General features: G+C 40.6%; 24 protein-coding genes. 9 read left to right on the top strand and 15 right to left on the bottom strand.

The window, feature by feature from the left end:
* The first annotated feature begins 158 nt into the window (after window positions 1–158).
* On the top strand, window positions 159–746 hold the full coding sequence (locus LC454_RS03895; RefSeq protein ID WP_223579754.1) for a porin family protein: 588 nt from the start codon (window positions 159–161) through the stop codon (window positions 744–746).
* Window positions 747–814: 68 nt separating this feature from the next.
* Here the strand turns inward: LC454_RS03895 and LC454_RS03890 are convergent, their stop codons facing one another.
* Window positions 815–1588, bottom strand: a complete 774-nt coding sequence (locus LC454_RS03890; protein ID WP_223579752.1) for a C40 family peptidase — start codon at window positions 1586–1588, stop codon at window positions 815–817.
* Window positions 1589–1661: 73 nt separating this feature from the next.
* Here LC454_RS03890 and LC454_RS03885 point away from each other — a divergent pair, with 73 nt between their 5' ends.
* Window positions 1662–2135, top strand: a complete 474-nt coding sequence (locus tag LC454_RS03885) for a universal stress protein (RefSeq protein ID WP_223579739.1) — start codon at window positions 1662–1664, stop codon at window positions 2133–2135.
* Between the two features lie 90 nt (window positions 2136–2225).
* On the opposite strand, the gene LC454_RS03880 is transcribed toward LC454_RS03885, so the two are convergent.
* From LC454_RS03880 to LC454_RS03855, 6 genes are read right to left on the bottom strand one after another with little or no spacing between them, the layout of a single operon-like run.
* Window positions 2226–3401, bottom strand: coding sequence for an RsmB/NOP family class I SAM-dependent RNA methyltransferase (locus tag LC454_RS03880; RefSeq protein WP_223579737.1), 1176 nt, complete (start codon window positions 3399–3401; stop codon window positions 2226–2228).
* Between the two features lie 7 nt (window positions 3402–3408).
* Window positions 3409–4692, bottom strand: coding sequence for an ABC transporter substrate-binding protein (locus LC454_RS03875; protein WP_223579735.1), 1284 nt, complete (start codon window positions 4690–4692; stop codon window positions 3409–3411).
* Window positions 4649–6199: a glutamine-hydrolyzing GMP synthase gene (gene guaA / locus LC454_RS03870; RefSeq protein WP_223579733.1), complete on the bottom strand. Its 1551-nt coding sequence runs from the start codon at window positions 6197–6199 to the stop codon at window positions 4649–4651. Before guaA ends, LC454_RS03875 begins: the two co-directional genes overlap by 44 nt.
* A gap of 42 nt (window positions 6200–6241) precedes the next feature.
* The gene (gene pyrF / locus LC454_RS03865; protein WP_223579731.1) at window positions 6242–7078 is read right to left on the bottom strand and encodes an orotidine-5'-phosphate decarboxylase; all 837 of its coding nucleotides are present in this window, start codon (window positions 7076–7078) and stop codon (window positions 6242–6244) included.
* A 19-nt stretch (window positions 7079–7097) separates the two neighbouring features.
* Window positions 7098–7691 (bottom strand): TlpA family protein disulfide reductase, encoded by a 594-nt coding sequence (locus LC454_RS03860; RefSeq protein ID WP_223579729.1) that lies wholly within the window; start codon window positions 7689–7691, stop codon window positions 7098–7100.
* 19 nt (window positions 7692–7710) lie between these two features.
* Window positions 7711–8454: an RluA family pseudouridine synthase gene (locus LC454_RS03855; protein WP_223579727.1), complete on the bottom strand. Its 744-nt coding sequence runs from the start codon at window positions 8452–8454 to the stop codon at window positions 7711–7713.
* 83 nt (window positions 8455–8537) lie between these two features.
* Here LC454_RS03855 and panB point away from each other — a divergent pair, with 83 nt between their 5' ends.
* The 6 genes from panB to LC454_RS03825 all read left to right on the top strand — a co-directional run bounded on the left by panB (window position 8538) and on the right by LC454_RS03825 (window position 15853).
* The gene (panB, locus tag LC454_RS03850) at window positions 8538–9353 is read left to right on the top strand and encodes a 3-methyl-2-oxobutanoate hydroxymethyltransferase (RefSeq protein ID WP_223579717.1); all 816 of its coding nucleotides are present in this window, start codon (window positions 8538–8540) and stop codon (window positions 9351–9353) included.
* Window positions 9354–9363: 10 nt separating this feature from the next.
* Entirely contained in the window at window positions 9364–9966 is a 603-nt protein-coding gene (locus LC454_RS03845; protein WP_223579715.1) for a hypothetical protein, read from the top strand.
* An 85-nt stretch (window positions 9967–10051) separates the two neighbouring features.
* On the top strand, window positions 10052–10207 hold the full coding sequence (locus LC454_RS03840) for a 30S ribosomal protein THX (protein WP_223579713.1): 156 nt from the start codon (window positions 10052–10054) through the stop codon (window positions 10205–10207).
* A gap of 185 nt (window positions 10208–10392) precedes the next feature.
* Window positions 10393–11454, top strand: coding sequence for an efflux RND transporter periplasmic adaptor subunit (locus LC454_RS03835; RefSeq protein ID WP_223579711.1), 1062 nt, complete (start codon window positions 10393–10395; stop codon window positions 11452–11454).
* Window positions 11455–11460: 6 nt separating this feature from the next.
* A complete protein-coding gene (locus LC454_RS03830) occupies window positions 11461–14544 on the top strand; it encodes an efflux RND transporter permease subunit (protein ID WP_223579709.1) in 3084 nt (1027 codons plus the stop codon).
* A gap of 7 nt (window positions 14545–14551) precedes the next feature.
* A complete protein-coding gene (locus tag LC454_RS03825; protein WP_223579707.1) occupies window positions 14552–15853 on the top strand; it encodes a TolC family protein in 1302 nt (433 codons plus the stop codon).
* A 118-nt stretch (window positions 15854–15971) separates the two neighbouring features.
* Here LC454_RS03825 and LC454_RS03820 read toward each other — a convergent pair whose 3' ends face one another.
* Window positions 15972–16238 carry a hypothetical protein gene (locus tag LC454_RS03820; RefSeq protein ID WP_223579705.1) on the bottom strand — a complete coding sequence of 89 codons (267 nt, stop codon included), beginning with the start codon at window positions 16236–16238 and terminating at the stop codon, window positions 15972–15974.
* Between the two features lie 323 nt (window positions 16239–16561).
* Here LC454_RS03820 and LC454_RS03815 point away from each other — a divergent pair, with 323 nt between their 5' ends.
* A complete protein-coding gene (locus tag LC454_RS03815; RefSeq protein WP_223579696.1) occupies window positions 16562–17287 on the top strand; it encodes an acyl-[acyl-carrier-protein] thioesterase in 726 nt (241 codons plus the stop codon).
* A gap of 58 nt (window positions 17288–17345) precedes the next feature.
* On the opposite strand, the gene LC454_RS03810 is transcribed toward LC454_RS03815, so the two are convergent.
* The 7 genes from LC454_RS03810 to LC454_RS03780 form a co-directional block, all read right to left on the bottom strand.
* Window positions 17346–17975 (bottom strand): gluconate 2-dehydrogenase subunit 3 family protein, encoded by a 630-nt coding sequence (locus LC454_RS03810; protein WP_223579694.1) that lies wholly within the window; start codon window positions 17973–17975, stop codon window positions 17346–17348.
* Window positions 17976–17994: 19 nt separating this feature from the next.
* On the bottom strand, window positions 17995–19428 hold the full coding sequence (locus LC454_RS03805; RefSeq protein ID WP_223579691.1) for a Gfo/Idh/MocA family protein: 1434 nt from the start codon (window positions 19426–19428) through the stop codon (window positions 17995–17997).
* Between the two features lie 19 nt (window positions 19429–19447).
* On the bottom strand, window positions 19448–21133 hold the full coding sequence (locus tag LC454_RS03800; protein ID WP_223579688.1) for a GMC oxidoreductase: 1686 nt from the start codon (window positions 21131–21133) through the stop codon (window positions 19448–19450).
* A gap of 42 nt (window positions 21134–21175) precedes the next feature.
* A complete protein-coding gene (locus LC454_RS03795) occupies window positions 21176–22420 on the bottom strand; it encodes an MFS transporter (RefSeq protein WP_120259249.1) in 1245 nt (414 codons plus the stop codon).
* A gap of 94 nt (window positions 22421–22514) precedes the next feature.
* Window positions 22515–23438: a hydroxypyruvate isomerase family protein gene (locus LC454_RS03790; RefSeq protein ID WP_223579685.1), complete on the bottom strand. Its 924-nt coding sequence runs from the start codon at window positions 23436–23438 to the stop codon at window positions 22515–22517.
* Window positions 23439–23453: 15 nt separating this feature from the next.
* Entirely contained in the window at window positions 23454–24476 is a 1023-nt protein-coding gene (locus LC454_RS03785; RefSeq protein WP_223579671.1) for an FAD:protein FMN transferase, read from the bottom strand.
* Between the two features lie 13 nt (window positions 24477–24489).
* Window positions 24490–25803, bottom strand: a complete 1314-nt coding sequence (locus LC454_RS03780) for a Gfo/Idh/MocA family oxidoreductase (RefSeq protein ID WP_223579650.1) — start codon at window positions 25801–25803, stop codon at window positions 24490–24492.
* Between the last annotated feature and the right edge of the window lie 28 nt (window positions 25804–25831).

Here is a 25831-nt window from a genome sequence, read left to right as displayed (position 1 = left end):
TTTAATCAATTGAAACACTATAATTTACAATAATGACAAAACATCTAGACAATCCAGTGACAAAAAATCAAAATAAGATTTCGATATTTGACTAACAAATTTAAAAAGTCAGGAAGTAATTACTGGCAAATTAAAACAAACTATTAAATAAAAAAGACATGAAAAAAGTTTTACTAACATTGACTGCCATTGCAGGTTTAACAATAGCAGCACAAGCTCAAACTGAACAAGGAAAAATTATGGTTGGTGGTCAACTTGGCTTCGAAACATCAAAAGTGAAAGATACTGACCATAAAAATAATTCATTCTCAATCAACCCAACAGTTGGTTACTTTGTAAGTGACAACTTGGCAATTGGTACTGGAATTGGTTATAACTGGGGAAAAACTGAAACAAGTAAAGATAATAGTGTTAAAAACGATGCTTTTCAGGTATCACCTTTCGCTAGAAAGTACTCTGCAAACGGCCCGGTAAGATTCTTTGCTCAATTATCAGTTCCAATGGCATGGGGTACAACTACAACTGAAGTAAATAACGTAGAGACAAAAAATAAATTCGAATCATATGGTGTGGAACTAGCTCCAGGTTTAGCTTACTTCCCGACAAGCAAAATCGGTATCGAATTAAAAGTCAGAGGTTTGTACTACAACTACAATAAAGATAAAACTCATGACGTTGCAGTAAATACATTTGGTTTGAATGTTAACTCATTAGCGCCAACTTTAGGTGTACAATTCCACTTTTAGTCAATAAGGCGTTTGACAATAGAAAAGGCTATAATTATTTATAGCCTTTTTTTATATGTCCACCTTTATCAATTATACCGTTTAACAATCCGGAGTTTGTGTGTATAACGATTCTGTTCAGCATTAAAAATACCTTCCGTATCCATCCGATCAACACGGACTTTCGCTGAGGCATGGATAATCGTATCGCGATCCAGCATAATCCCTACATGGGTAATCCTTCCTTCGGCATTGTCAAAAAAAGCCAAATCGCCTACTTTTATTTCTGAAATAAAATCTACAGTCTCCCCGATTTCGGCCTGCTGATATGCATCCCTTGGCAGGTTAATCCCAAAGCAACTATAAATCAGTTGAGAAAAACCTGAGCAGTCTATCCCCCATTGGGAGCGTCCACCCCACAAGTATGGCGTATCTTTATAACTCGTGGCGAGTTCAGCAACCCAAGTCTCGAAATCAGACTTGGAAAAGGGATTGACACTGCCTTGGTAAGCCAGATCTAGCTCACCTAAAGTAAACCTATTGGCCTCGTTTAAATAAAGTTTTGTGCCGTGGCATAAATGAAGTCTATTCTCATCATTAAAAAGCAATCCGCCTTCCCTTCCGACCAAACTTGACGTCCCTGCAAAATAGTGTTCAATTTCTACTGGATCAACTACTATAAACTGACCATTCTGGATCCAGCCCAGATAATTGGTTTCCAACATCCTTATCGCTGTCCAGTCAGTCTCAAAATTCAGAATTTCAAATAATTCCCCAAATAACACTTGGGAAACCATCTCACTTCGATGTGCCTGCTCCGAACGCAAAGGAACCAAAGCAAGTGTACAAATACCATATTTCATTGGCCAAATAAAACAAAATTGTCAAATCTATGATTATATATTATAAAACGAAGATAAATTAATTATAGTAGATATGGAGAATACAAATTTAAAATTCAAAAGAATACTCGTTGCAGTCGATGATGCTCCATGTTCAGAGAAAGCCATTCTATATGCTAGAGAAATGGCTCAGGTCTTCAGTGCTTCTGTCGCCCTTGTCACTGTTATCCCCCCGACCTCACCAACAAATTTCGGAGCGGATCCACTATTGGGCCAGCAGCCCATTATCGTACCGGAAGTATCCGAAATGGAACAGGAAAATGCGCAAAAATATCTTGAAAAATTAAGTCGGGAATTTACCGGTTCAGGAGAAGTATATCTTTTCAATCGAATTGGATCAATCAAAGAAGAAATTCTTGCGGCTTCACATGAGTGGTCGGCAGATCTAATTATTATGGGATCGAATGGGAGAAGCGGATTTGATCATTTTATTTCAGGTTCTGTATCTGAATCCGTGATTCGCAAGGCAACCTGTCCTGTATTGGTCATACCAAGCAAATGTGATTAATGGATATGTGATGACGAAATAGTTGGAGATAAAATAAAGCGCCTATTCTTAGAAAAAAAATAGGCGCTCCTATATTTTAGGACAATCTGGTTATTTTTTGATCAACCTGGCAACAAACATGCTATCTGCTCTTTCTGTATAACCTTCCAGACAGCGCATGCTTTCCAGTTCAAATCCTAAATTGTTTAAGATATAGTCAACAACATCTTCGTTCTCTGCTTTAAATACAGAGCAGGTTATATAAACCAGCGGCTTACCTACTTTCACATATCCCGCAACATGGCTAGCGATAGTTTTCTGCAATGCACTAAATTCCTCAATCTTAGACGTTTTAAATTCCCGGATCATTTCCGGTGTACGTCCCCAGGTGCCCGAGCCTGTACAAGGTGCATCTAATAATACCCCATCAAATTTCTCGTTCCCCAATATCGGATAAGGGTCTTTTGTCAGATCCAATATTTTCTTACGGTAATGTTTAATACCAGCATGATCAAATCGCTCGTCCAGGTTACGAAGGATACTCATGCGAAGATCAGACACCAATAAATTAACAGAAGGGCATGCATCCATTAATAAAAGAGATTTACCTCCCGATGCAGCACAAGCATCCCACCAGGATTCTCTATCCTCTGGTTTCATAAATTCAAGCGTACGCTGTGAGGATAAATCCTGTACTTCAAGCAATCCCTCGAAGTTTGAAAAGCGTTGTAAAGAGGTGCCATTGGCCAAAGAGATGGTCTGATCGCTCAATTCACTATAAGGAATCTGATTCTCGTCTAAAATCGCACAAACGACCTTATTTTTACCTCGCTTTACCCGGATATACAAATGGGGCTGAACCAATTGGCTCTTCAAAAATTGTTTGGTATCAATCTGAGACGAAAAATAGCTTGTAAAAGGAAATAGATCTTCACTTTTTAGTAGTCCTTCAGATTCAAGAAAAGCAATCTTCTCATCTAAAGATAAACCCAGCTTATCACTGTAGGTAGGTTCAAGTAGATTGACCAAAGGACTCTCGTTTTCACATAAAAACTCCGCAAGTACCAATCGTCGTTGCTGTGACAACTGTGAAGCTGCTAGCCCCAAGCGGAAATAGTTATAGCACAGACGGGAAGTGGACCTACGATCCGAAGAGCCCATCTGTTTATTCACCTTAAAAAAAGTCGTTAAATACCGCGAAAATGGTTGATCTCCTTCGAAACCATCCATCGCTCGCTCAAAATTACGCATTTGTTGGTAAACACGTTTTTCACTGAATTCAGCCATTCAAAGATTATTTTCTTTCAAATTTCTTGTTGTGATACACCATGATTCCCAAAGCTCTATTGGCATAACCCCACTTCGGATAGAACTCAAATCTATAATCGCTATTCAGTCCCGAGAATTTCTCCTGGGTCATATGGCTTACATAATCAACACCGTATTTATGAAGTAAACGGCCAAAATAAACTGCAGCATCATATCCCTTATAAGAAAACTCAGAAGGATCTACTTTATACAGTGATTTGTAATTTGATATAAACTTTTTCGTATCACCGTCAGAATCATTGGCTAAGCTCGAAGAAGTAACCGTCAAACTATAAAAATCCATGTTTTCAAAATTTTCAAAGGAAAGTTTTGAAAGATTTGGATGGCCATATAGCTTGAATTGATTGCCAGGATTCAAGAAACGTTCATCCATAGCATCCAACAAGCCTTTTACCAAGTTCTTATTAGCGGTTCCGGATACAACATGATTTGTTCCTGTCAGGACCAGACTATTATTGAGCTCGTTTAGGCTCATAACCGTTTTTACCTTTGCCTGTGCATTCGCTTTTGTGACCTCGCTGGCAAAATTAACCAAAAATTGTTTGCTTTCATCATCTCCGGCATCATAGATCAAAATCTGATCTCCATTATAATACTGATCAGCGACATATTTTGCCATTGTTTCGGAATGCGTCCGTATCGATGGTGTCATGGACACCAAGTTTGGAACACTAAATTCCGAAGCCATAGTAGCCGCCAATGGGGACACCTGGAGGACATTTTTATTCGCAAAAGTCTGTGCAAAACTTCTGATTTCCCGTGGGTAAACAGGACCTACAACAAGTGCAGCATCCTTTACCGTAGCTGCTGTTCCCAAAGACGCATTGTAAGCTACATTATCGCGCGAGTCGATGACCTGCAAATCAAACAGCATTCCATCCTTGGCGATCTTGTCTAGACCTGCTTGAAAACCTTGGTAAAAGTCCAATGCCAAAGCAGATCGCTCGACATCTTCAGTAGTCACCGTTTTAGCAATGCTATTTAATTCAAACGGCAAAAGAAGTGCAATTTTATTATTTTTAACCGAATGGCCATTTACATTTTGCACATCGCCTACTTTTACAGCAGGCTTATCTTTCTCACTGCTTGGCTTGGTGACAGCAGTTTGCTGTTCGCCCCGACTAGAAGAGGGCGAACGCAATACGGTGCTTTTTTTGGTTGTACAGCTGGCGAGGCATAATGCCACGAGTGCTGCAACCCATATTTTATTCCCACTCAATCGTAGCGGGTGGTTTTGAACTGATATCATATACAACTCTGTTTATTCCTTTCACATGGTTGATAATTTCATTTGAAATTTTTGCCAACAGGTCATATGGTAGATGTATCCAATCTGCAGTCATTCCGTCAAGAGACCCTACAGCTCTTAAACTCACAACATGCTCGTAAGTACGTTCGTCACCCATTACCCCTACCGAACGCACAGGTAAAAAGATTGTACCAGCTTGCCATACTTTATCATACCATCCTGATTCCTTCAAGTTACTGATAAAGATTGCATCTGCTTCCTGAACAATTCTTACTCTTTCGGCTGTAATATCACCTAAAATACGAATGGCCAAACCAGGACCTGGAAATGGATGTCTGCCTAAAATCGTCTGATCTACCTCTAATGCCTTCCCAACTCTTCTGACTTCGTCTTTAAATAAAGTCTTTAAGGGTTCAACAACTTTCAGTTTCATAAAATCAGGCAAACCGCCGACATTATGGTGTGATTTTATTGTTGCGGAAGGTCCTTTAACCGAAACTGATTCAATGATATCGGGATAGATTGTACCTTGTCCCAACCATTTCGCTTCGATGCCCTCTGGCAATTCTTTTTGAATTTCCTTCGCAGCTTCGTCAAACACATCAATAAAGGAATTACCAATGATCTTACGTTTTTCCTCAGGTTCAGAAACTCCAGCCAAGCGACCATAGAATAGGTCTTTTGCGTTAATTCCCTTAATATTTAAACCCATATTTTTGTAAGAATCCAATACTTGCTCATATTCATCTTTACGAAGCAAGCCATGATCCACAAAAATACAATGTAATTTCTGTCCGATTGCATGGTGTAATAATACTGCGGCAACAGTAGAATCTACACCTCCAGATAAAGCCATGATCACATGGTCATTACCCAACTGCTCTTTCAATGATGCTACAGTAGTCTCCACAAATGCATCTGGAGTCCAGTCTTGCGCACAACCACAGATACCAACAACGAAGTTTTTCAACAAGATAGCACCATCTGTACTATGTGTTACCTCTGGGTGAAACTGTATACCAAAAGTACGTGTTCCTTTAACCTGGTATGCTGCAACACGCACTTTGTCTGTGCTGGCAATGATATCAAAATTTGCCGGTACCTCTTTGATCGTATCGCCATGCGACATCCATACCTGAGACTGCACAGGTACCCCTGCCAATAATTCATTTTCACTATTGACAAATTGCAGATTTGCACGACCATACTCGCGGATTTCAGATGGTAATACATCTCCGCCCGATTGTTGAGCAATGTATTGTGCACCATAACACACGCCTAAAAGTGGGAAACGCTCCTGAATAGCGACAAAATCAATTTGAGGTGCATCCGCTTGTCGAACGGAAAAGGGACTTCCTGAGAATATAACACCTTTCACAGATTCGTCAAAATCTGGCAATTTATTAAACGGGTGTATCTCACAATACACATTTAGTTCTCTGACACGTCTTGCAATTAATTGCGTGTACTGAGACCCGAAGTCTAGAATGATAATTTTTTCTGGCATGCTGCAAAGGTAAGTATTACGAATGAATTATTAAATGTCAAATCAGGAAATAATACCTGCTTTTAACAGTTCAATTTCCATTTCTTTTTGTAGTTTTAGAGCCTCTTCACGTGCGCGTTCCGCAAAATCACGTCCTTTTGAAGCATATATAATTCCTCTTGTGCTGTTGACCAAGAGTCCACAGTCTTTATTCATACCATATTTGCACACATCTTCCAATGAACCACCCTGTGCACCGACGCCCGGTACCAATAGGAAATGTTCTGGAGCATGCTCACGAATTTTAATAAAGCCTTCCCCTCTCGTTGCACCGACCACATACATTAAATTGTCGGTACTGCCCCAGGTATTTACTTTATCAATGACTTGTTCAAATAACTGAAGACCTTCCTTGTTTTCAAAATTCTGAAAATCTAAACTTCCCTCATTAGAGGTCAATGCTAATACAATAGCCCATTTATCTTTGAACTCCAAAAAAGGAGTAACCGAATCTTTCCCCATGTAAGGAGCAATGGTTATGCTATCAAATCCTAAACCGGAATTTGGCTCATCAAAAAAAGCCATGGCATAACGACCTGAAGTATTTCCAATATCACCACGTTTGGCATCAGCAATACTAAAACAATCTTTCGGTAATGCTGCCCAAGTTTTTTGAAGCGACTGCCATCCTTTTAATCCGTAACATTCATAAAAGGCAATATTAGGCTTATAAGCGACACATAGATCAGCTGTAGCATCAATAATTGCTTTATTGAAACTATAGATCGGATGCTCATCATCCAAAAGATGCTCAGGAATCTTAGTAAGGTCTGTGTCCAGTCCGACACATAAAAACGAACGTTTCTCTTTAATTTGATGAATAAGTTCTGCTCTGGTCATGCTAATGTATAGATCGTAATTATTTATTGATTAAATCTTGAATAAAGGTTGCCACATCAGGCGTGGAATAATCTGCCATACCTTCGTGTCGTGTAGCAAGGTTACCCTCCTTGTCCAAAATAACGGTACTTGGTATAGATTCTGAAAGCCATTCTTTGGGAATATCACTGTTCGGATAACTGATCGGCAGGGTTAATTTCTCATTCTTGACGAAAGTAGCAGCCTTCTCTTTATCACCCTCTATCTCCACAATCAGAAAGACAATATTCGGGTTGTCCTTAAATTTATCGTAAAGCACATTAATAGAAGGCATCTCGGCTCGGCATGGCCCACACCATGTTGCCCAGAAGTTGATAAAAACCACCTTGCCTTTTAAATCTGCTACCTGAACGGTTTCGCCCAGATGGTTAACAAAAGAAACGGTGTTGCTGACAGGTTTCGCTCCAGCATCAATCGGCTCGGCAACCCTTTTTGGCACTTCCAATGTCGGTTTAAATAAACCAATTTTCATCAGCATCTGTTGAAAATAGCTCCTACTCGTCGGCCATATTAATAAACCAATGAATAGTACAAATACAACATTTCCGATTATCTTTTTTGTTTTTGGATTCATAAAGAATAATTACGGTAGGTTAAGCGTCAAATTTGTCCAACAATTTGAGCAAAGTCGCGAAGTCTTTTGGATAAGGTGCCTCAAACACCAGCTTCTCACCGTTCAATTCAAACTCCACATGTTTGGCATGTAGGGCAAAACGTTTCATGATCGGTTGCTCCTCCTCATCCTTGGATAAGGTATAGCCTCTTTTCTTTATTTGTGACAAATAAACAGGCTTCCCGCGGTACATGCTATCCCCCACGATGGCAGCGTGCTGCGTTGCCAGGTGGATACGGATCTGGTGCATACGTCCGGTGATCGGTTTACACTCCACTAAGGTGTAATTCTTATAGTATTTAAGCGAATTAAAGATAGTCTCTGCAGGTTTACCATTGGCGCGGTCAATAGAGACACTTTTATTACCCTGATTCAAAATCGGCAAATCAACAACAAGATCTTGGAAAGTGTGTGTACCACCAATGATCGCATGGTAGATCTTGTTGACTCTCCTCCTTTCGAATGCGATGGAAATCGAGCGATAAGTTTCCGGATTTTTCGCAATCAACAAAATACCCGAAGTCTCCTTATCCAAACGATGGCAGACTTGAGCGTCAGCATGATATTTCTTTGCCAAACGGAGAATGTTAATCTCTCCCCCCTCTCTTTCATCCAAAGAAGCAACAAAAGGTGGTTTATTTATAACAATCAAATTTTCATCCTCATGGATTATTAATTCTGAAAATTTGGGAAATTTAAATAGACGGGTTTCATTCTGTATCATTTTACAAAAATACAAAACACAAGGCAGAATATTGGCCAATGTATGATAAAAACCTTACTTTTGGGCATATAATATAAGTTAAGATGTCTGTAAACAAAGAAATAAAACGAGTAAGCACAGCGATGCTACAAGCAATGAAAGACCGTAAAGAGAAGATTTCTATGCTGACGAGCTATGATTACTCCATGGCCAAAATGGTGGATAGCGCTGGTGTGGATGTCATTCTGATCGGAGATTCTGCAGCCAATGTATTCGCTGGTTATGAAACCACCCTGCCAATTACCCTTGACAATATGATCTATCACGCAGCAGCAGTGACCCGGGGTACCGAACGCGCCATGGTCTTAGCAGACTTACCTTTTGGAAGCTATCAAGGCTCAGCCAACGAGGCTTACAATGCTGCTGTTCGCATGATGAAAGAATCCGGTGCCCATGCCTTGAAATTAGAAGGTGGCTTGGAGATCATCGAAAATATCAGAAAAATTATTTCCGGCGGAATTCCCGTTTGTGGACATTTGGGCTTAACGCCACAATCCATTAATAAATTTGGAAATTTTGGTGTACGTGCCAAAGAAGAACAAGAAGCCGCTAAACTTATTGAAGATGCCTTAGCTTTGCAAGAAGCAGGTTGTTTTGCCATCGTATTGGAGAAAATCCCAGCTGCTCTGGCAAAGACAGTAACCGAAAAATTGACCATTCCAACCATTGGAATCGGTGCTGGCGCCGATTGTGATGGGCAGGTGCTTGTGATCAATGACATGCTGGGCATGAATGCCGACTTTAAACCGAAGTTTATGCGGCATTTCGCCAATCTACATGAGCAGATCACTACGGCAGTAAGCAATTATGTAGCTGAAGTCAAGGCAGTGCAATATCCAAACTCTGAAGAACAATACTAAGTAAAGCGCTATGAGATTGTTGATCATAGGACTAATTCTCCTTGTCGCCTATCTGATGCTTCGAAAAAAGTTTAATTTTTTTGAAGCATCAGATACGAATTCCAAAAACTTAAAATCGGGTTTTCAATTGATAGAAGCACCAGCTGCTCTTATTCAATCCACCTTAAAGAAAACAATCTCCAATGTCATTATGGGCCTGGTGCTGATCCTCATCACGGTATTACTCTTTGTCAAAATTAAAATTGTGTTGCTTCTCCTCCCAATTGCCTTCTTTTTAATTGGATACCTCTTTCTTTTCAACAATCACTTCAGCAAGATCAAAAGCCAACAGATTTGGTTTAACGCCAAAACAAATGAAGTTTTTGTTGAACAGCTTAAGGCAGAAAACTATGCTTTTAACATTTTCCAAGATGTACAAGCTGTGCAAAAGATTGAATCTGTCCAAACAACAAGAGGTTTACTCTATGGCTATTATCGGATAAAACTAAAAGATCAGCTCTTGGAAATACCCTATTTGCTCGCTGAAAACAAACCGACCAACAATCTGTTTTTTGATACCCTCACCCAAAACTTTAAAATTGAAACACAGAAAAGAATTTTCCCAATCATTTAACACTTAGCAGATTGCAAATACAAAATAAAAATGGTACATTTAGGTTAATCAAGAATACATTGTTAAAACCAAAATATTTTATACTATGGGAAAAGGTGATATCAAAACCAGAAGAGGAAAAATATCAAATGGTTCTTTTGGAAAAAGAAGGCCACATTTATCGAAAGCTTCCATCAAGCCAAAAGTAGGTGATGCAGCGCCAAAAGAAGTTGAAAAGAAAGCAGCTATAGCGAAAAAATAGTACGCATAAAGCTAGAACATGTTTCTAGCTTTTTTTGTTGCATGTGGTCCCGTTAACGGATATGCGGTCAAATTCATTCTTATCTCGCAGTCTGTATTGTAAAATCCTTTTGACAACCGGTATCATCATTAGAATAAACCTATCTTTATCCGTCAAATCAAAAAACCACATAAGGACTATACCGCATGAATAAAAAAACGACCCTCTACATCATTTTAGCCTGTGCTGTCATTGGAGGGGGATATTTCCTCTTAAATCCAAAAAAAGACAAGAAAGAAAGCGATAAATCTGCTATCAGAAAGGATGCCCCTATCCCTGCACAGGCGATTATTGCAAAGTCATCTGTAGCGGATCGTTCCATCAATTTGTCTGGAAGTATTGATGCCGAAGAAAAGGTGGAGATCAGAAGCGAAGTCAGTGGTCGAATTACAAAAATCTACTTTTCTGAGGGGCAGCGAATCCAACAAGGACAGCCCTTGATCAAGATTGATGATATCGAGCTACAGGCGCAGCTTAAACAGGCGCAAACAACAAATCAGTTAAATGCCGAAAATGAGCGTCGCGCAAAACTTTTGCTCCAAAAGGGCGCGATCAGCCAGGAAGAATTTGATATCGCCAGTGCAGCACTTAAAACTTCGCAGGCCCAGATCCAGCTGATCCAGGCGCAGATTTCCAAAACAACCGTCCGCGCTCCATTTAGCGGAATGATCGGCTTAAGAAATATTTCCGTTGGCGCTATCGTCTCATCCAATACACTGATCGCAAATTTGGTCAAGGACAATTCAGTGAAGATTACCTTCGCTATTCCAGAGAAATACAGTAACGTCGTCAAACTAAACACTCCCATCGAATTTAGTGTTGCCAATGACCCTACAGTCATCAAAGCAAATATCTATGCGATAGAGCCTGAGGTATCGCTGAGTACGCGTACCTTAACTGTTCGTGCGCGGGCAGCAAACGAACAAGGACGCCTTCGCGTAGGCTCTTTTGTCAATGTCATCCTTCCGATCGAAGTGGAAAATGATGCCATTGCTATCCCAACAGAAGCGATCGTTCCGGTCCAAGATGGCAAGAAAGTCTTTATATTACAAAATGGGATGGCTAAAGAAACCAAAGTTGAAACTGGCGCCCGCACCGATAAGGAGATTGTTATCCTATCGGGTATAAGTGCTGGAGATACCGTATTGACAACAGGCGTTCTCGCATTAAAAGATGGAGTGAAGGTTAAAGTATCATTAGCTAACTAACTGTACATGAATTTATCTGCCGTTTTTATTAAGCGTCCTGTGCTAACCATTGTCGTCAACATTACGATTATTCTATTTGGCTACATTGGCTTTAGCTTTCTGGGTGTGCGTGAATACCCTTCTATTGATCCGGCAATCGTATCGGTGCGCACCAACTATGCTGGAGCCAATCCCGATATTATTGAATCCCAGATCACCGAACCTTTAGAGAAAGCAATCAACTCCATCGATGGTATCCGCAACATATCATCCTCCAGCAACCAGGGGTCCAGCAATATCACCATAGAGTTCGATTTAAAGAAAAATCTGGAAGAGGCTGCCAATGACGTCCGCGACAAAGTATCCCAGGCAGTAAGAAGTTTGCCCCAGGATATCGATGCTCCTCCCGTTGTGTCAAAAGCCGATGCGGACTCCGATCCCATCATCACACTCACCTTGCAAAGCGAAACGAGAGATAAACTTTCCTTGAGTGACTATGCCGAAAATGTTATCTCCGAAAGATTACAGACCATCCCCGGCGTCAGTAGCACGCAAATCTATGGTCAAAAACGATATGCCATGCGGCTCTGGCTCAACCCCGACCGGATGGCGGCCTACGGCATTACCGCCTCCGATATCCGTACTGCACTAAATAACCAAAATGTTGAATTGCCTTCTGGTAAAATTGTTGGTAATACCACCGAATTAACTGTAAAAACAGTAGGAAATCTTTCAACACCAGAGCAATTTAACAATATTGTCCTAAAAGCGGATAGCTCACGCTTGGTTAAGTTTATCGACATTGGCCGCGCCGAAATTGACGCAGAAAATTTAGAGACCAAAATGGTCAGTAATGGCAAACAACTAGTCGGCGTTGCCATTATTCCACAGCCAGGTACAAATTACCTTGATATAGCTGACAATTTTTACAAGATGCTCGATCAGATGAAAGAAGATATCCCACAGGATATCAGTATCAATATCGCATCTGACAACACTAAATTCATCAAAAAATCCGTTGTAGAGGTTGCTGAGACCTTACTGATTTCCATCATCCTGGTTACGCTGATCATCTATTTCTTCTTTCGCGACTGGGGAATAGCCTTGCGACCGCTATTGGATATCCCAGTTTCATTGATCGCGACTTTTTTTATCATGTACATTTTTGGCTTTTCGATCAATGTACTTACCCTGCTTGCAATTGTATTGGCCACAGGGCTCGTAGTCGATGATGGGATTGTCGTTACCGAAAACATTTTTAAGAAAGTTGAAGAAGGCATGTCTCCTATTGAAGCTGCGTTAAAGGGCTCAAAGGAGATTTTCTTTGCTGTTATTTCCATTTCCATTACACTTGCTTCTGTTTTCTTACCTGTCATATTTCTGGAGGGATTCGTCGGCCGACTGTTTCGGGAATTCGGTGTGGTCATCGCGTCGGCCGTACTGGTATCAGCCTTTGTTTCACTGACCTTGACACCTATGCTTAATGCTTACCTGATTAAGGGCGGCGGTCACAAAAAGACCCGCTTTTATGAATGGACTGAACCGATGTTTGTAAAAATGAACAAAGGTTACGCCAATTCCCTGGATAAATTCATGAAATTCAAATGGATAAGCTTCCCCATCTTATTGATCTGTTTTGTCATCATTGCGGTGATTTTCTCCTCGATCAAAAAAGAAACAGCTCCTTATGACGACCGGAGTGCCATAATGGTCAATGTTACTGGACCCGAGGGAGCAACCTATGAATACATGGATCGTTATATGCAGGAACTGGATAAACTGGTTTACGATTCGATTCCGGAAAATAAGATCAGTTTGAATATCACCTCTCCGGGTTTTGGAGCGAGTTCTGTCAACTCTGGGCGTATTCGGATGACCCTGGTCGATCCGGAAGAACGCACAAGGTCACAAGATGATGTTGCAAAAGAGCTGACCAAATGGACAAAAAAATACGATGGGGTACGTGTCAATGTATCGCAGACGCCAACCATTTCAATGAACCGTCGAGGCGGTTTACCAGTGCAATATATTATTCAGGCACAAAACTTTGAAAAGCTTCAGGAAAAAATACCGGAATTTATGAATGAGGTGAATAATGATCCGACATTCTCAACAACAGATATCAATCTGAAGTTTAACAAACCCGAACTTCATGTCGAGATCGATCGCTTAAAAGCCTTAAGTATGGGCGTATCTGTACTCGATGTATCCCAATCCCTTCAATTATTGTTAAGCGGTCAGCGTTTTGCTTATTTTATGCGTGATGGCAAGCAATATCAGGTGATTGGGCAGGTTGATAACAATAGACGGGCAACACCAACAGATCTGACCTCAATTTATGTACGCAATAATATCGGACAGCTCATACAACTCGATAATGTTGTCAATGTCAAAGAAGAAAGTAGTCCGCCTCAACTATACCACAATAATCGGTATATGTCTGCGACAGTGTCTGCAGGCTTGGCTCCGGGCATGAGTATGAGTGACGGTATCGCTGCAATGGATCGTATCAAGGAGAAAGTATTGGATCAAAGTTTTACCACTGACCTCAGTGGCGAATCCCGTGATTTCGTCGAAAGTAGTTCCAATACTCTATTTGCTTTTGGATTGGCCCTACTGTTGATCTATTTGATATTAGCAGCTCAGTTTGAAAGCTTCCTAGATCCTTTTATCATCATCCTTACAGTCCCAATGGCTGTCGCCGGTGCACTGATCAGTCTATGGTTATTTGATCAGACCTGGAATATATTCAGCCAGATCGGAACCATTATGTTGATAGGTCTGGTGACGAAAAACGGGATCTTGATTGTTGAATTTGCCAACCAGATGCGGGAAGAAGGTATGGAAAAATTTGAAGCGATCATGCACTCGGCCGAATCACGCTTGCGACCGATCTTAATGACCAGTCTGGCCATTGCACTCGGTGCATTACCCATTGCGATGTCCCTAGGTGCGGCCTCTACGAGCCGTATAGGTATGGGGGTTGTCATCGTCGGTGGTACCATATTCTCGTTGATACTGACCTTGTTTATTATCCCTGCAATTTATTACATGTGGTCAAGACCAAAGAAACACAGACCTGAATTTGATAACATAAAAAGCTACGAATAGATCAGACATGAAGAGAAATGTAATCATAACACTGCTGCTTAGTTTCATCCTAATTCAAGCCCATGCACAACAAATGTTGACGCTAGAAGAAGCATTGACAACCACTTTGAGCAACAACTTTAATATCCTTTTGGCCAAAAATGACAACAAAATAGACATTGAAAACACAAGCCTCGGTAGTGCTGGAATGCTGCCTGCAGTCACCGGAACTTTTAGCAGGAGCAATTCTATCCAAAATTCCCGGCAAGTAAGAAATGACGGGCAGGTGCAGCAGATTTCCAACGCGAAAAACGACAACATGTCCTATGGAGTCAATCTCAACTGGACAGTATTTGACGGATTCGGTATGTTTGCCCGTCGCGATAGGTTCAAAGAAATACAGCGTCAAGGTGAGGCCGAAATCAAATTTGAGGTAATCAGTCAATTGAGTGAAGTTATCGCTACCTATTACGGTTTAGTGCAACAAAAGCGTTTATTGAATGCTTTAGATACGACCATTACCCTGTCTCAATATCGCGTTACCCTAGCCGAGAACCGTTTGGAGATCGGAAAGGGATCTAAATTAGATTTACTGAATGCAAAAGTAGATCTAAATACTGATCAGACCAATTTGCTACGTCAACGGGAGAGTTTCCAAAATACCAAGACCTACCTGAACCAGCTCATGACCCGTGATCTAGGCATAGATTTTCAAGTTGAAGACGAAATGAAATTGGATACCGACCTTAAACTGGGCGATCTGATCCAGATCGCGGATCAACAGAATCCGCAGGTACAGCTCGCGCTTATAAACAGACGAGTTGCCGAACTAAACCTAAAAGCAGTAAAAGCAGAACGTTATCCCAAAATAGGCCTGAATACAGGCTATAACTGGAATGAATCCCACTCCTCATTGGGTTTCTCCACTGAGAACAAAAATAAAGGTCTCAACTATGGCGTTACTGCTTCCCTGAATATCTTTAATGGATTTATTCAAAACAGAAATGAAAGGATTGCCAAATTTCAGGTACAAAGCACCGAAATACAGATCCAACAACAAAAGCAGAGTATACAGGCACAAGTTAGGACACTATTTCAAACCTATATCACTAACATCGAATTAGCGGACGTAGAAAAAAAGAATGAGGAGCTCGCCAAAGAAAATCTAAATATCACCATGGATAAATTCCGTATAGGAACAATCACGACCCTTGAGGTTAGAACGGCGCAACTAAATTATATCAATGCCATGACACGAAGCTATACTGCACAATACGATGCAAAGGTTTCGGAAATACGCCTGAAAGAATTAACAGGAGAAACATATTAGTTTTCATGAATTATTTTGCTGCAAGTGAGCAGCAGAACCAATCTGTTCACATTGGAAATTGACTATTAAAAAAGCTCCTGAAAAATTTCAGGAGCTTTTTTATCGGAAGTCGTTCTTATTAATAGTCAATTGCAATAATAGACCGAAGTGGGATCAATACGCCACTTTTGATCTGGATATATCTATCGGTTAATGACCACACTGTGGTTTCGATACGCTTTGGTCCGGAATCTGTTTGAAAGGCTATTTCAGTCTTGGATTTAAATTCGTTTCCCAACCGAAGGGCCCCTTTCAATTTATCCATAAAACTCGATGACTTATCTTCACTCGCAGGGATAAATTTAAATTGAGGAATTTCCTCTTTAGCTATTAGTTCTCCAACCATAATATTAGCATTTAATGTATAAATTTAATGTTTCGCGTTACACTAGATATAACGTGATAAAGCCAATCTTATTTTATTATTTTATGCCATTGGCTTATTTAAATCTACCTAATCCGATGATAATAATCAATTAAATATTTGAAAACTATCATTTATTTTACAATAAAAAAACGATTAACAGCTTTCCGCTTTTTTGTCTATTTATGCCCAAAAACTGCCCAACAGTTCATATTATCGGAATATCTTAAAATTTTGTCATTTCATTTTGAATTTAAGCCACAAATCAGTCATATTGCCTAATTTTGCAAAAAACTAAACAACAGATGGAAAAATCAGTCTTTGAGAAAAACTGGGAAATTTATTTCACACAATGTTACTCCAATGGTCGTATCCGTTTCTCCGACTTGTCAAATATTCTTCAACTTACTGCTGGCGAACATGCGACCAATGTTGGTTTCGGTTTTAAAGAAATGGCCAAACACAACCAAACTTGGGTGCTCAGTCGAATGCGTATTGAAATCAACAGATTACCCAAATGGATGGACATTGTCCAGGTAAAAACATGGATACAAGAACTGGAAGGTGCGCGCTCTACACGTAATTTCGAAATTTTAGTGAATGGGCAGGTGTATGTCACGGCGACAAGCTATTGGGCGGTAATCAATACCGTAAAAAGAAGTTCCGAAGATCTGGCTATTTCGGCTGCGGGCTTTACAACTTACCCCGATCGCCCTGCAACACAACGACCATTCTCAAAGTTGGATATTTCTCAGCTTGTCAAAAATATAGATCAATATATTGTCAAGTTATCCGACCTTGATATTGTCAATCATGCCAATAATGTCAAATACCTGGATTGGTGTATGGATAGACTCCCAATCGAACTCGTGCTGACCAATCAGATCAAATCGTTGGAGATGAATTACCTCAGAGAACTTCGTTACAATGACACAGTGGACATTAACGGCGATTCAACGGATAAAGGCTATTTTATGACCGTGACAAAACAACAACGTATTCATTTTGCACTGGAAGTAGAAACTAAATAACAATAAAATAAAAAAGGAGGCTTGGGCCTCCTTTTTTATTTTGCGCAAAGCATATGTACTATGCAAATGCCTTGTCTCCTTTTTTGTAAGGAAAGTTCCCGTCATATTTTCCAGGAATTTTGACAAAACGTAATGCTTTTGTACAACCCAATTCTGAGTTAAAGAAACCTGTCAACGTCAATTGCTTAAACATCGTGAACCAGTGTGGTGGATCATTTTCTACGTAATTATACAATTGATTTTGTTTTTCTTTGTTTTTCTCCAGGATGTCCTTTTGATCTTCAGCTTGTTTCTTATTAAACTCATTTGCTTCTTTATCCAAAGCTGCTGCTACCGCTGTGCGATCTGCAGCCGAAAGCTCAAGGAAAGGTTTTCCTTTGACTTCTTTTGCTTTATTATCCAAGCTTGCAAGACCAGTTATAAATGCTTTTTGTTGCTTTTCAGTGTAACAGTCACGGACCATCACAGGAATAAAGCTTCCTACACCAGCTTCTTTCGCTCCAGGAGTAGCTGTCGCAGGTAAAATAGCCTCAGCTAGATCGCCCAACAAATCTGTCGTTTTTGCTTCAAATAAGCCTTCCACATCCTTTGTAGCCGAACGCGTACAGCCTTCCAAAAATAAATTGGCGCCGATAACGGTACCTCCTAAAATCAAGGCAACCCGTTGTAATGCTTCTCTTCTATTCATACTACTAAATATCTTAATTTTAGAAATTATATTTCATTTCCCAACCTTGTCTGTAATTACGTTTGACATACTGATTCACATGATCAAAGTTTGTCACACGCATATTGTCATTATCCCATAACAATTTTAGATTACGTCCTGGATATTTTCCATCTAAACGTAAATCAGCGCCTCTAATTGCTAGGTTAGCCATCAACAAAGCTTCAGTTAATGGGCCAGCAATTTCAAATGGTGAACTTACTTCTTTTTTACCATAACCAGCTTGACAAGCTTCCACCCATTGTGCATAGTGACCTGACTCTTGTCCCGGTACACGTGCATATTTCTGAGCAACTTGATCTTTTCTTGATGTTGGTAACAAACGTGCATTTTGACCGTAAGTATCCGCAAGGATCTTACCTTTGGTACCGACTAACAAGATACCGTTACCACCATCACCGAAGATTTCATTTGGTCCCAGTTCATCCGGACGTGCAGGTTGAATACCGCCATCCATCCAATGTAATGTTACAGGACCATTTGTACGCGGTGTTTTAGGGAATGTTAATGTCGCATGACTTGATGGCGGGCAGCTCTCAGGGAAATAACCACGTTTGAACTCATCCACATAAACAGAACCTACAGTTGCCTGTACATCTTGCACATAAGTCAGACCTAAGGTACTGAAAGGAACTTCCAACAAGTGACACCCCATATCACCCAATGCACCAGTACCGTAATCCCACCAGCCACGCCAGTTGAACGGCACCAATTTATCTACATACTCCTTGTGAGGAGCAGTTCCCAACCAAAGATCCCAATCCAATTCTTTCGGAATTTCAGCCTTACCTGTAGGCCATGCAATACCGGAAGGCCATACTGGACGGTCAGTCCAGCAATATACTGTATGTACATCACCGATTAAACCAGCTTCGTACCATTCACGGACAAAACGTGGCCCATCGTTGGATGCCCCTTGGTTTCCCATCTGGGTTACAACTTTATATTTCTTCGCGGCATGCGTCAGTGCTCTTGCTTCCCAGACATCATGAGTCAATGGTTTCTGAACATAGACGTGCTTGCCCAATTGCATCGCTGCCAAGGCCTGAATCGCATGTTGATGATCTGGAGTAGAAACAGAAACAGCTTCAATGCGTTTATGCTCTTTATCCAACATCTCACGATAATCTTTATAATATTTTGCTTTTGGGTAACGTTTCAACGCACCCGCAGCACGACGATCATCCACGTCACATAAGAAAGCGAGATCCGCTTTACCTGAATCATGAAATGAGTTAATGTCGCTGAACCCTTTACCACCTACACCAATACCAGCTATTTGTAACTTATCACTAGGAGCGGTGAAACCATTTCCTCCTAATACATGACGAGGAACGATCATAAAGGCTGCCGCAGCGGTTGCCGCAGTCTTTAAGAAATCTCTTCTACTCGACTTATTTGAGTTATTTTCCATTGTTATCAATCTTTAGCTATTAGATATTACCTTTTTTCAATTCACTAACTGCATAATCGACCGCACGCGCAGTAAGTGCCATATAAGTAAGTGAAGGGTTCACACAACCAGCAGAAGTCATACATGCACCGTCTGTAACAAATACATTTAATGCATCCCAAACCTGGTTATTACCGTTCAATACAGATGTTTTAGGATCGAGACCCATACGCGCTGTTCCCATTTCATGGATACCTTGGCCAAGTCCATATACGTTGTCATATGTATAGGTATCTTTTACGCCAATACTTTCCAGCATTTCCTTCATTTCATTTTGCATGTCAGCACGCATCTTCAATTCATTATCTTTGATTTCGGCATCAAATGATAATACAGGCAAACCCCATTTATCTTTTTTGCTTTTATCAAGCGTAATTTTATTTTCATGGTACGGTAAGGTTTCTCCGAAAGCCGTAAAGCCCACGTTCCAGTTACCTGGTTCACAGATAGCATCTTTCCATGCACCACCAACTTCCATCTCTGCAACAGCACCAGACCAACGGCCTCTACCTGCAGCACCTTGATAGCCAAATCCACGAACGTAATCACGTTTCTTCGTATCGCCATCAACGTTGACAAAACGTGGCACATATAAGCCTGTTGGACGACGTCCAAAAACATAGCTATCCAAATATCCTTCCACATTACCACCGGCACCACAACGGAAGTGGTGATCCATTAAATTGTGACCAAGCTCTCCACTGCTACTTCCAAGACCACCTTCCCATACGTCGGTAGCTGAGTTCATCAATACCCAAGTCGAATTTAGTGCCGATGCGCACACAAAAATAACCTTAGCAAAGAACTCATAGGTTTTGTTTGTTTCAGCATCAACAATTTCAACACCCTTCGCTTTTTTCGTATTTTTATCGTAGATAATCTTTGTAACAATAGAAAACGGACGTAATGTTAGGTTGTTCGTTTTTTTCGCTGCCGGTAAAGTTGCCGATTGTGTACTAAAATAAGCACCAAAGTTACAACCTAACCAACATTGATTTTGATATTGACAGTTGACACGCCCCTCATGTGGCACGGTGATATTCGCTGTCCGTCCCATAATGAAATGACGCTTGCCACCGTATTGTTTTTTCAATCGTTCAGCCAAATCCTTTTCAACAATATTCATCGGCATTGGCGGCATATAATCACCGTCAGGAAGCGAAGCAACCCCGTCTCTATTCCCAGAGATACCAGCAAATTTTTCCGCATAGCTATACCAAGGTGCAATATCTTTATAACGGATCGGCCAATCTACCCCATGCCCATCTTTCAAGTTAGCCTCGAAATCTAGGTCACCAAGGCGATAAGATTGTCTACCCCACATTAATGATCTACCACCTACATGATACCCACGATACCAATCAAAACGCTTCACCTCTGTATAAGGGCTATCTTTCTCATTCGCCCAAAGGTCAAGGTTCTTTTCGTTCAATGGATAATCTCTGCGCAATACTGGATAATCCTCAATCATTTGCTGGGTACGACCACCAGCATGAGGCCATTCCCATGGCATTTTGTTTGGCGCAGTATAATCCTTAATGTGTTCGATGTTACGACCACGCTCTAGCATAATTGTTTTCAGTCCTTTTTCTGTCAATTCTTTCGCAGCCCATCCACCACTTATCCCAGAACCGATTACAATCGCGTCATAAGTATTTGTTGCCATCTCTCTTCTAATTATTTGTTTTTAAATAGTTATTTTTTCTGTTTAGTGTGCAGCCTTGGCATTATCTACTTTCTCATCTTTAAAGAGAGCTAGAAAGATAAAAAACACCACTGCGGCAATAATTGCGGGAACGACCCAAGTATGATTCCAAAATGCAGCTAAATCTGTTGCTTTCAAATCTTTGTATTTATCACCTACATAACTTGCAACCCAGAACCCGATCAACTGACCTACACCGTAAGTTGCCAATGTTATCAATCCTTGTGCTGCAGATTTGTATTTAATACCAGCTTTGCTATCTGTATAAATCTGTCCCGAAACAAAGAAAAAGTCATAACAGATTCCGTGTAACGCGATACCGATAAGCAGCATGAACGAAAGTTCACCAGCATTGCCATAAGCAAACAATAGATAACGAATCACCCATGCCAACATCCCTACCAAAATCGTCTTCTTGAATCCAAATTTTGTAAAGAAAACCGGAAGCGCCAACAAGAACAAGACCTCTGAAGCTTGACCAATCGTCATCTTACCTGTTGGGTTTTCCAAACCGATTTCTGTCAGAAATAGGTTCGCATTTGAATAATAGAATGCTAAAGGAATACAGATTAATACGGAGGATACAAAAAAGATCAAAAAGTTTTTGTCTTTCAACAATTTGATGGCATCCAGACCAATAATTGATGCAAATGATGGTTTCTCACCTTCATCCAGTTTAACCGGAGGTGTTTTTGGTAAAGCAAAGGAAAATACGCCCAATACCAAAGAAGCTACACCTGACATCAGGAATGTATTCTTCAGTGCACCATCAGAAGCCGCCGCATCCCATTTGAAGATATAGCTAATTGCTAAACCTGCCACAATCCAACCAATTGTTCCCCAGATACGTATAGCCGAAAACTGCTTCTCCGGATTGGTCAATTGACGAAATGATACCGAACTTGCTAAAGCTAATGTTGGCATATACAAAACCATATAAGCCAATACATAAGGATAAAAAGTAGACATATCGGCCGCACCATACATCTGATACATTAATACGGCACCGACCAAGTGCAAAACACCCAAAATACGCTCGGCATTAAAATAACGATCGGCAATCATTCCTACAATAAAGGGAGCGATAATCGCACCCAATGACTGTGTCGAGAATACATTGGCCATTTCGAAATCTGTTGCATGCAGATTCTTACTCAAAAAAGTGCCTAATGTGACAAACCATCCCCCCCAAATAAAAAATTCAAGGAACATCATGAAGGATAGTTTAAATTTTATTGTTGATGAAATCATAAATAAATGGTGTTTTACAATACTACTAATTGGTTTTACCTGCTCAATTTAAGAAATTAAATCTAATTGTCAATAGTACACTATTAAAATATTACAAAAAGCTATCGACCTCACGGTAGGCAGTTACCAATCTGTCTTCTCCCTCTTTACCGGGCTTAGAATTACCATGTTCCATACCCATTATACCCCTATATCCTTTAGTATGAATATGTTTGAAGACATTTTTATAATTGATCTCTCCTGTAGTGGGTTCTTTACGGCCCGGATTATCACCAATTTGAATATAGGCAATTTCATCCCAGCAACGGTTCATGTTAGCAATCAAATCCCCTTCTGTACGTTGCATATGGTAGATATCGTACAATATTTTACAAGAAGGACTATTGACAGCCTTACACATCGCATAGGTTTCATGCGTCTGTTGTAAAAATAATTCCGGCGTATCACTTAGAGTCTCTAGCACCATCACCAGACCATGTGGTTCGAAGATCTCTGCCCCTCTACGCATCGCCTCAAGGATATTGCTGAATTGATTTCCCCAAGGTAATCTCCGTTCATAAAATCCAGGGACTACCGTAAGCCATTTTGCATTACAGCGCTTGGCCGCTTCTACAGACTTATGACAGGTTTCGACAAATTTGTCTAAGAACTCTTTTTTACCTGTCGCTAAGGAAGGCATCCAATTTTGACCGCCATCAACGACAAATACACCCATCGTCATTCCCAATTTAGCCAATAGGTCTCCTACTTTCTTTTGCTCGTCCAATGTACGACCGAGGTAACCGTTATCTTCAATTCCCCTGAAACCCAAATCATGCATATAGCGGATTTCGTCCAGAAAGTTGTCCCCTGCGTGGTTCTTGAACATCCCTTGATGTGGTGCATAATTTAGATTGAATGTCTTTCCTTTATCCATCATATTGGTCGCATTTTGGTTTGTTGAGGCAAATGTATGCCCAGATAATCCGGCTCCAGCGGCCAAAAGGCCACTTTTTATAAAATCAGATCTTTTCATTTTGTTTATAGTTGATTAATTTTTAAATAATTTACCAAATCCATCTGAATAAATCGTCTGAATGGCTTGGTTTTTATTCTTATAAATGACAAAAACTTCCACGTCTTTCAATTTCCTGGCCTTCGCGATAATCTCTGTCGGTTCCATTCCCATAAAGTAGTTGTCCAAAGCATCAGCATCCATGGCAGTTCTGGTATATACAGTAACACTTAATACACTGGTTGTATAAGGGAATCCTGTACCCGGATTGATATGATGCCCTAGTTTTTTATCCTTATATTTAATAAATTTCTCAAAACTACCAGCTGTGGTTAGCGCACCGGAGTTGAGTTGGACAACCGCTGTCATGATATCCTCCTGCTTGTTTTCGTCGGGCTGGACAATCCCAATGGAAAAGCCCTTTTGTCCTGGTGGAGTTCCCGAAGCTCTAATTTCACCACCTACTTCCACCATATAATTGGAAATTCCTTTATGTTCGAGGTAATCAGCCAGCACATCGACGGTATACCCTTGTGCGATACCATTGACATCAATCTTAACCCCCTGCTTTTTCTTGATTAGCTGCTTGCGATTGACTTTAAGATGATGCATGCCTACAAATTGTTTCGCGGCGTAAACTGTTGCCGAATCCGGAGGAACCTGACTTTTTTTAATACCAAAGCCCCAAAGGTTGACCAGTGGGGCAATAGTAATATCGAATTGGCCTTTAGATAGTTTGTTGTATCGGAATGAAGCCGCAATGACATAGGCCATATGCTTATCCATTTCAATCTGCATAACGCTGTCTTGGTTGAACAAGGATATTTTCGAATCCTTGCGATAGATCGACATCGATAGATCGATAACTTTTAAGATGCTATCAATCTCCGACCGCCTGACAAGACTATCTGAAGCGAAATAAGTAACGTGAAACTGCGTGCCTTGTGCGGGGCCTTCCAGGCGAATCTTGCTTAACTTTTTTTGACCAGTTTGTGCCTGTAAACCAAGCGCCCCAATAATAAAAAAGAATATACAGCAGATTTCCCTATTTAGCCCCATCACTGCACTGCTATTATATATAAAGGCTTGTATTTTGACCGGGGTTTGCTACAGCGTAAAAACCCTCTGTATCAGGAAGTAACTTCGGTTTAGCATCCCACGCCAGTACATCTGGCCCCAATTTGATTGTTGATTTCAATGCCTCATCCCATTTGATAACCTTACCTGTATAACAAGCAATACGTCCGATGATCCCCGTTAACGTGCTATAAGCGCCATATTCTGCATTGTCAAACTTATACTCACCTTTAGTGATCGCTTCAAAAAGTTCTTTGTGTTCTTGTTGGTAAGGATTTGGATTACCTTTCGCGTCATGGCGATAGATCTCTTTACCTTTCCAATCATACAATACAGCCTGTCCACCAGCCGAAAGATATACGCGACCTTTTGTCGCCTGAAACTGCTCATCAACGCGATTTTGTATTCCTTCAAAATGTCGACATTGGCTATATACCACACTGTTGTCTGCATAGGTCAGTTCGAGCGCAAAATTATCATAGATTTCGCCGTATTCTTTACCAGTACGGTGTGCTCTACTTCCTGTACCTTGGATCGATACTGGATAAGAACCTTTCACCCAGTTGGCAATGTCAATGTTGTGTACATGTTGCTCAACGATGTGGTCACCACACAACCAGTTGAAATAATACCAGTTACGCATCTGATATTCCATTTCAGATTGTTCTGGTTTACGTGGGCGTACCCATACCCCGCCCGAATTCCAATACACCTGTCCTGAAGTAATATCACCGATTGCGCCGTCATGGATACGCTTGATCGCTTCACGATAGTTGGTCTGATAGCGACGTTGCAAACCGACGACAACATTCAATTTTTTGCGTTTAGCCTCAGCAGCCGCACGTATAACTTGTTGCACACCTGGAATATCAACAGCAACAGGTTTCTCCATAAAAACATGTTTTCCCTGACGGATTGCTTCTTCAAAATGTGTCGGTCTAAACCCTGGAGGCGTCGCTAAAATAACAACATCAGCTAATTTAATAGCCTCTTTATAAGCATCAAATCCTACAAATTTATGGTTATCGCTGACATCGATTTTATCTTGCCATTTCTCTTTAAGCGTATTATATGTACTATCTAAATTATCTTTAAATGCATCAGCCAAAGCAACAACTTTGATGTTCGCTCCTGAGCTTAGGGCGTCAAATGTAGCACCGGTACCTCTACCTCCACAGCCAACTAAAGCCACTTTGATGACATCAGAACCAGCAGCATAGGCTCCGGATAAAGGCAGTGAGCTTAACATGGCACCGCCTGCAACCATGGCAGAAGTTTTAATAAAATCTCTTCTTTCTAGATTTTCCATAACAGTTTTATATTGATTATTTTATTTT

The organism is Sphingobacterium sp. GVS05A (assembly GCF_019969845.1).
GTDB lineage: Bacteria > Bacteroidota > Bacteroidia > Sphingobacteriales > Sphingobacteriaceae > Sphingobacterium.
This window is presented reverse-complemented; position numbering and strand designations above follow the sequence as displayed.

What these genes read in the sequence shown, in the direction of transcription:
- LC454_RS03885 (WP_223579739.1), top strand. Translation starts at nt 1,662, where the DNA reads ATGGAGAATACAAATTTAAAATTCAAAAGAATACTCGTTGCAGTCGAT.
- LC454_RS03835 (WP_223579711.1), top strand. Translation starts at nt 10,393, where the DNA reads ATGAATAAAAAAACGACCCTCTACATCATTTTAGCCTGTGCTGTCATT.
- panB (WP_223579717.1), top strand. Translation starts at nt 8,538, where the DNA reads ATGTCTGTAAACAAAGAAATAAAACGAGTAAGCACAGCGATGCTACAA.
- LC454_RS03875 (WP_223579735.1), bottom strand. Translation starts at nt 4,692, where the DNA reads ATGATATCAGTTCAAAACCACCCGCTACGATTGAGTGGGAATAAAATA.
- LC454_RS03895 (WP_223579754.1), top strand. Translation starts at nt 159, where the DNA reads ATGAAAAAAGTTTTACTAACATTGACTGCCATTGCAGGTTTAACAATA.
- LC454_RS03800 (WP_223579688.1), bottom strand. Translation starts at nt 21,133, where the DNA reads ATGGCAACAAATACTTATGACGCGATTGTAATCGGTTCTGGGATAAGT.
- LC454_RS03890 (WP_223579752.1), bottom strand. Translation starts at nt 1,588, where the DNA reads ATGAAATATGGTATTTGTACACTTGCTTTGGTTCCTTTGCGTTCGGAG.
- LC454_RS03810 (WP_223579694.1), bottom strand. Translation starts at nt 17,975, where the DNA reads ATGAATAGAAGAGAAGCATTACAACGGGTTGCCTTGATTTTAGGAGGT.
- pyrF (WP_223579731.1), bottom strand. Translation starts at nt 7,078, where the DNA reads ATGACCAGAGCAGAACTTATTCATCAAATTAAAGAGAAACGTTCGTTT.
- LC454_RS03840 (WP_223579713.1), top strand. Translation starts at nt 10,052, where the DNA reads ATGGGAAAAGGTGATATCAAAACCAGAAGAGGAAAAATATCAAATGGT.
- LC454_RS03785 (WP_223579671.1), bottom strand. Translation starts at nt 24,476, where the DNA reads ATGGGGCTAAATAGGGAAATCTGCTGTATATTCTTTTTTATTATTGGG.
- LC454_RS03860 (WP_223579729.1), bottom strand. Translation starts at nt 7,691, where the DNA reads ATGAATCCAAAAACAAAAAAGATAATCGGAAATGTTGTATTTGTACTA.
- LC454_RS03805 (WP_223579691.1), bottom strand. Translation starts at nt 19,428, where the DNA reads ATGGAAAATAACTCAAATAAGTCGAGTAGAAGAGATTTCTTAAAGACT.
- LC454_RS03880 (WP_223579737.1), bottom strand. Translation starts at nt 3,401, where the DNA reads ATGGCTGAATTCAGTGAAAAACGTGTTTACCAACAAATGCGTAATTTT.
- LC454_RS03825 (WP_223579707.1), top strand. Translation starts at nt 14,552, where the DNA reads ATGAAGAGAAATGTAATCATAACACTGCTGCTTAGTTTCATCCTAATT.
- LC454_RS03830 (WP_223579709.1), top strand. Translation starts at nt 11,461, where the DNA reads ATGAATTTATCTGCCGTTTTTATTAAGCGTCCTGTGCTAACCATTGTC.
- LC454_RS03815 (WP_223579696.1), top strand. Translation starts at nt 16,562, where the DNA reads ATGGAAAAATCAGTCTTTGAGAAAAACTGGGAAATTTATTTCACACAA.
- LC454_RS03855 (WP_223579727.1), bottom strand. Translation starts at nt 8,454, where the DNA reads ATGATACAGAATGAAACCCGTCTATTTAAATTTCCCAAATTTTCAGAA.
- LC454_RS03845 (WP_223579715.1), top strand. Translation starts at nt 9,364, where the DNA reads ATGAGATTGTTGATCATAGGACTAATTCTCCTTGTCGCCTATCTGATG.
- LC454_RS03780 (WP_223579650.1), bottom strand. Translation starts at nt 25,803, where the DNA reads ATGGAAAATCTAGAAAGAAGAGATTTTATTAAAACTTCTGCCATGGTT.
- guaA (WP_223579733.1), bottom strand. Translation starts at nt 6,199, where the DNA reads ATGCCAGAAAAAATTATCATTCTAGACTTCGGGTCTCAGTACACGCAA.
- LC454_RS03820 (WP_223579705.1), bottom strand. Translation starts at nt 16,238, where the DNA reads ATGGTTGGAGAACTAATAGCTAAAGAGGAAATTCCTCAATTTAAATTT.
- LC454_RS03790 (WP_223579685.1), bottom strand. Translation starts at nt 23,438, where the DNA reads ATGAAAAGATCTGATTTTATAAAAAGTGGCCTTTTGGCCGCTGGAGCC.